General features: G+C 64.7%; 6 protein-coding genes and 2 pseudogenes. 5 read left to right on the forward strand and 3 right to left on the reverse strand.

The genetic code is table 11. The features are described from left to right. The first annotated feature begins 587 nt into the window (after nt 1-587). Nucleotides 588-890: a hypothetical protein gene (locus tag EOA24_RS27635; protein ID WP_126080706.1), complete on the forward strand. Its 303-nt coding sequence runs from the start codon at nt 588-590 to the stop codon at nt 888-890. A gap of 41 nt (nt 891-931) precedes the next feature. Here EOA24_RS27635 and EOA24_RS41860 read toward each other — a convergent pair. Both EOA24_RS41860 and EOA24_RS44140 read right to left on the reverse strand, forming a co-directional pair. Next, a pseudogene (locus tag EOA24_RS41860) lies at nt 932-1,069 on the reverse strand (SDR family oxidoreductase); the annotation flags it as partial. Then, a pseudogene (locus tag EOA24_RS44140) lies at nt 1,057-1,320 on the reverse strand (nuclear transport factor 2 family protein); the annotation flags it as partial. The pseudogenes EOA24_RS44140 and EOA24_RS41860, both read right to left, overlap by 13 nt. An 81-nt stretch (nt 1,321-1,401) precedes the next feature. On the opposite strand from EOA24_RS44140, the gene EOA24_RS27645 reads away from it, so the two are divergent. Further along, nucleotides 1,402-1,779, forward strand: a complete 378-nt coding sequence (locus tag EOA24_RS27645; RefSeq protein WP_126080708.1) for a winged helix-turn-helix transcriptional regulator — start codon at nt 1,402-1,404, stop codon at nt 1,777-1,779. Between the two features lie 265 nt (nt 1,780-2,044). Continuing rightward, nucleotides 2,045-2,362, forward strand: coding sequence for a hypothetical protein (locus tag EOA24_RS27650; RefSeq protein WP_127410273.1), 318 nt, complete (start codon nt 2,045-2,047; stop codon nt 2,360-2,362). 27 nt (nt 2,363-2,389) lie between these two features. Here EOA24_RS27650 and EOA24_RS27655 read toward each other — a convergent pair whose 3' ends face one another. Continuing rightward, nucleotides 2,390-3,094 carry a GntR family transcriptional regulator gene (locus EOA24_RS27655; RefSeq protein ID WP_245463402.1) on the reverse strand — a complete coding sequence of 235 codons (705 nt, stop codon included), beginning with the start codon at nt 3,092-3,094 and terminating at the stop codon, nt 2,390-2,392. A 69-nt stretch (nt 3,095-3,163) separates the two neighbouring features. Between EOA24_RS27655 and EOA24_RS27660 the strand changes: the two genes are divergently transcribed. Together EOA24_RS27660 and EOA24_RS27665 are read left to right on the forward strand one after the other, a co-directional pair. Further along, on the forward strand, nt 3,164-4,099 hold the full coding sequence (locus EOA24_RS27660; protein ID WP_126080710.1) for a dihydrodipicolinate synthase family protein: 936 nt from the start codon (nt 3,164-3,166) through the stop codon (nt 4,097-4,099). Nucleotides 4,100-4,198: 99 nt separating this feature from the next. After that, nucleotides 4,199-4,820, forward strand: a 622-nt coding sequence (locus tag EOA24_RS27665; protein WP_127410274.1) for an FAD-dependent oxidoreductase, incomplete at its 3' end; no start/stop codon positions are given.

Genomic DNA, 4,820 nt, shown 5'->3' on the forward strand with positions numbered 1-4,820 from the left:
CAACCAGCACGGCCCGGACGCGTTCCGCTTCTACACCAAGACCAAGACGGTCACCTCGCGCTGGCCGTCCGGCATCAAGGACGGCGCCGAGTTCGTCATCCCGACGATGAACTAGCCGGACGGTTTCCTGCTTGCGCGTCCTCGCCTTCGGCTGCGGGCGCGCTGGCGGGCATCAAGGACGGCGCGGAGTTCGTCATTCCAACGATGAACTGAGCGGACGGTTTCCTGATTGCGCGTCCTCGCCTTCGGCTGCGGCGCGCGGCAGGCATCAAGGACGGCGCGGAGTTCGTCATTCCGACGATGAACTAGCCGAACGGTCTTCTAAGAGACTTCAATGAAGCGCGGCGCCAACCGCGCTTTCTTTTTATGCTGCGTCGACCCTCTCGCTTCTCGGTTCCATGTCCAATCCAGGGCATTATTCCAAGAACGGCACGTCGAGAGCGTATCCGCGCCTTCCAAAATTCCATCGCCGTGTGATGGAACCAACAGACCGGTATCCGCCTTAGGCTGTATTCCTGCCATGCGTGCAGGCAACCGAACAGCGCCGGTGGCAGCCGGGGTTCTCGTCTGGCGCGAGGAGGTGTCAGATGACACGATTTGTTGTGGCGGCAATGTTGGCGACGGCGGCGATCACCCTTGGAGCCGCCCCGGCAAGCGCGGCGGCGCAATGCGCGGCCCGCGCCGACATCATCAAGGCGCTGGGCGACAAGTTCCACGAAACCGAGGCCGGGCGCGGCCTGATCAATCCGAACGTCGTGCTGGAGATCTTCGTTTCCGATCAGGGCAGCTGGACGGTTCTTGCCTCCGACACCAAGGGGCAAAGTTGCGTTCTCTCGGTCGGCGAGGGCTGGGACAGCCCGACGATCAGGGCGGCGATGCCGGGCGCCTGAACGAAGGCTGTGCCGCAGCGAGCCTGGCGGCGGGATGCCGCTCAGACCGTCGGTATCGTACCGCCGTCAATGACATATTCGGCGCCGTGGATCGCCGATGCGCGATCCGAAACCAGGAAGGCGACCAGCTCGGCGATCTCCCGCGGCCATGCCGGCCGGCCGATCGGGATGCCGCCCAGTAATTGCCTGAGACTATGCCCGCTACCCGCCATGCGTCGCCATTGGCCGTCGCGTCGGCGACTTCGACCGTCACGCGGTATTTGCTCGTGGTCGTTTCCATCCAGGTCCGGATAGCGGCCGGTCCGCGATGTACCTCGCCTTCGTCCCGGACAGTGGCATCCATCGAGAACGGGAGAAGCATGCCGTCGATATCGTGACGGTTCTTGGCGGCAAAATAGATCGTCAGCGGCCTGGGAAGTTCTATCGCCATGGCTTGTCTCCGTGTGTGTTGCCGGCGCCGTTCGAGGCGCGTGGCGCTTGCTCGGCCGTTAAGATGAGGTATGCTGTGGAAATGACAAGAACCGACAAAAAAGTAAGGTACTTACCTGAAAGTGAGCCCGAGCTTCTGACGCCTTCGTCCGCGGCGATCGGCGTCGAGAACGTGCTGCGCATTCTCGAAGGCCGGTGGAAGCTGGTGATCCTGTTTCACCTGTTCGGCGGCAAGGTGCTGCGCTTCTCCGATCTCGAGCGGGCCATTCCCGCGATCTCGCAAAAGATGCTGATCCAGCAACTCAGGCAGATGGAAGCCGACGGCATCGTGCGCCGCATCGTCCATCACCAGGTGCCGCCGAAGGTCGAATACTGTCTGACCGACTGGGGTCAGGCGCTGTGCCCGGCTCTCGATGCCCTGTTGAAGTGGGCGGCTCGGAAGGAGCCTGCCGAAGGCTGATCGATCGCCTCACCGCGACTTGGCCGCGGCGACATGCGCCGCGAAGGGGTTGTCGGCGGCGATGGCCAGCGCTTCATAGAGCGCCTTGTTTACGAGGCGCAGCTTCACCATATCGAATCCAGGGAGTGATGATCTCCCGACGACAGACCGGAAACCAGAAGGAGCGACGTGATGAAGACGTCTGATCCGGCCTGGAGCCTTCCGGCACACTGAGGCGGCCGAATGTGCCTCCCTTGCCGGAATGCGAAGGCGAAGGAGGTGCCCCATGGCACGCGATTTTTCGTTTCAATGGATCATGCTTGCAGCCGTTGGCGCCCTGATGGCGATATCGGCAGTTCCGGCGCGGGCGCAAATCATCTGCGGCGGCCACAACTATCTGGTCGCGAGGCTGGCGGAGGCGTTCGAGGAGAAGCGGCTGGGCTATGGCGTGGCAGGCCAAGTCGCCATTTTGGAGGTGTTCGTCTCGGCAAGCGGAACCTGGACCATCCTGATGACCGACGTCAAAGGCCAGAGCTGCATCCTGGCCGCCGGCGAGGGATGGGAGGATACGCTGGCGACCGCGGTCGGGCAGCCGGGCGGCTGAGGACGCCTTGAGCAGGTGCTGTCCTGCTCAACGCGTCGCGGCGACCTCGGCGTGGCCGCGCAGCAGCGCCATCAGTTTCTTGGCGTCCTTGGCGGCGCCTTCCTCGTCGCCGTCGAGGATCGAGCGGATCAGCGCGACGTGGTGCTCGGCTGATTCGGCAAGACCGGTGTCGGCCTTGTAGCGGAACCAGAAGCGGCGGCTGTGACTCTGCAGGGGGGCGGCCACTCGCGCCGCGAAGGGATTGTCGGCGGCGATGGCCAGCGCTTCGTCGAGCGCCTTGTCGGCCTGGATGAAGGCAAGCACGTTGCCCGAGATCACTGCCTTCTGCATCGCGAGCGCCGCCTCGTGAAACAGGTCGGCGGCCTCGCGGGTGACGAAGCGGGCGGCCGAGCGCGCGAGCACGACCTCGATGCCGCGCCTGGCATCGAGCACCCGCAGCCAGTCGCCGGCGTGAAGCGGCGCGACTGCGATGCCGGCGCGGGGTCTTATGTCGAGAAGCCCTTCCCAGGCCAGCCGCTGGATCGCCTCGCGCACCGGCGTGCGTCCGAGACCCAGGCGATCGATCAGCGCGCCTTCGGTCACGAAGCTCGACGGCGCCAGCTCGAGCGTGACGATCATGTGCTCCAGCGCGCGATAGGCCTTGGTCGCCGCCGGCTCGAAGGGGGCGTTCGCATCAGCGGATATCAGTGGGGAAATCAATAGCAGGCTCCTGATATATTTTTCATATATCATAACGGATTCAGCGTTGACACGCCAATTCTTAATAGATATACGACTGATATATCAGAGGAGATGCAAACCATGTGGACCGGAGTTTTCCCAGCCGTCACGACCAAATTCACCGCCGACGACCGGCTCGACCATGCCGAGATGGAGCGCTGCTACTCCCTGCAGATGGAGGCCGGCTGCGACGGCATCATCGTCTGCGGTTCGCTGGGGGAAGGGCCGATGCTGTCGCCTGACGAGAAGATCGAAGTGCTGAAGACGGCGCAGAAGGTCGCCGGCAAGAAGCCGGTGCTCTTGACCGTCAACGAGCCGGGCACCCGCGAGGCGGCGAGCATCGCGAAGCGCGCCGCCAGGGAAGGCGCCGACGGCCTTATGGTGGTGCCGAGCCCGATCTACCACACCAATCCGGAAGAGACCGTCGCCGCCCTTCGTGCCGTGGCGGAAGCCGGCGACCTGCCAGTGATGATCTATTCCAACCGGCTCGCCTATCGCGTCGACGTCACCGTCGACCTGATGGAGGAGCTGGCGACCGACAAGCGCTTCGTAGCCATCAAGGAATCGTCCGACGACATCCGCCGATCGACCGAGATCATCAATCGCTTCGGCGACCGCTACGACCTCTTCACCGGCGTCGACAATCTCGCCTTCGAGGCGCTCTCGGTTGGCGCCATCGGCTGGGTCGCCGGCCTGGTCACCGCCTTCCCGCGCGAGACCGTCGCGATCTACCAGCTGATACGGCAGGGCCGCCGCGAGGAGGCGCTGGCGATCTACCGCTGGTTCCGGCCCCTGCTCGACCTCGATGTCTCGAGCTATCTGGTCCAAAACATCAAGCTTGCCGAAGTGCTGGCGATCGGTACGAATGACCGCGTGCGCATGCCGCGCCAGCCGCTGTCGGGCGAACGCCGCAAGGCGGTCGAGACGATCGTCCGGGACGCGCTGGCGGTGCGGCCGACGCTGCCGTCGCTCCAGACGTCTCCTCGGTCGACGGACAGGCTGGTGGCGGCCGAATAAGGGACAGCCTTTCACGTGCAGCAAAATTCCGAAGAGGGGGGCGGCCCGTCATCCGCCCTTCGGGCATCTTCCTCCCGTTCACGGGGAGAAGCGGAAGACATCGCCATTATCGGCGGCGGCATCATCGGCATCTGCGCCGCGACCCTGCTCGCGGAAGCGGGGCGCAGCGTCATCGTCTTCGACCGGACCGGCGTGTGCGAGGAGACGAGTTCCGGCAATGCCGCCGCCTTCGCCTTCTCCGACGTGCTGCCGCTGGCGCATAAGGGGATGATCCGGCAATTGCCGAAATGGCTCGCCGATCCGCTCGGGCCGTTGGCCATTCCGCCGGCCTATCTGCCGAAACTCCTGCCCTGGCTGATCCGCTTCTGGCGGGCCGGCGCGGCGAAGCATTACGAGACGAGCCTGGCCACGCAGGCCGGCATGATGAAGCTTGCCGAGGCCGAGTGGATGGGCCTGCTCGACCGCTCCGGCACGCGGCCGATGCTGCGCGAGGATGGCTCGCTGGAATTCTATGAGAGCGAGGCGGAGTTCCGCGCCTCTCTGCCTGGCTGGGCCGAGCGGCAGCGTTTCGGCATCGGTTTCCGTCATGTCGAGGGCGAAGAGATGGCGGCGCTGCAGCCTGGTCTTTCGCCGCGCTTCGTCAAGGGCACCTTCGTGCCGGGCTGGAAGACGGTCGCCGATCCGAAGCTGCTCGGCAAGGCGGTCTGGACCTATGCGGAGA

The sequence above is a fragment of the Mesorhizobium sp. M2A.F.Ca.ET.039.01.1.1 genome (assembly GCF_003998035.1).
Taxonomy (GTDB): domain Bacteria; phylum Pseudomonadota; class Alphaproteobacteria; order Rhizobiales; family Rhizobiaceae; genus Mesorhizobium.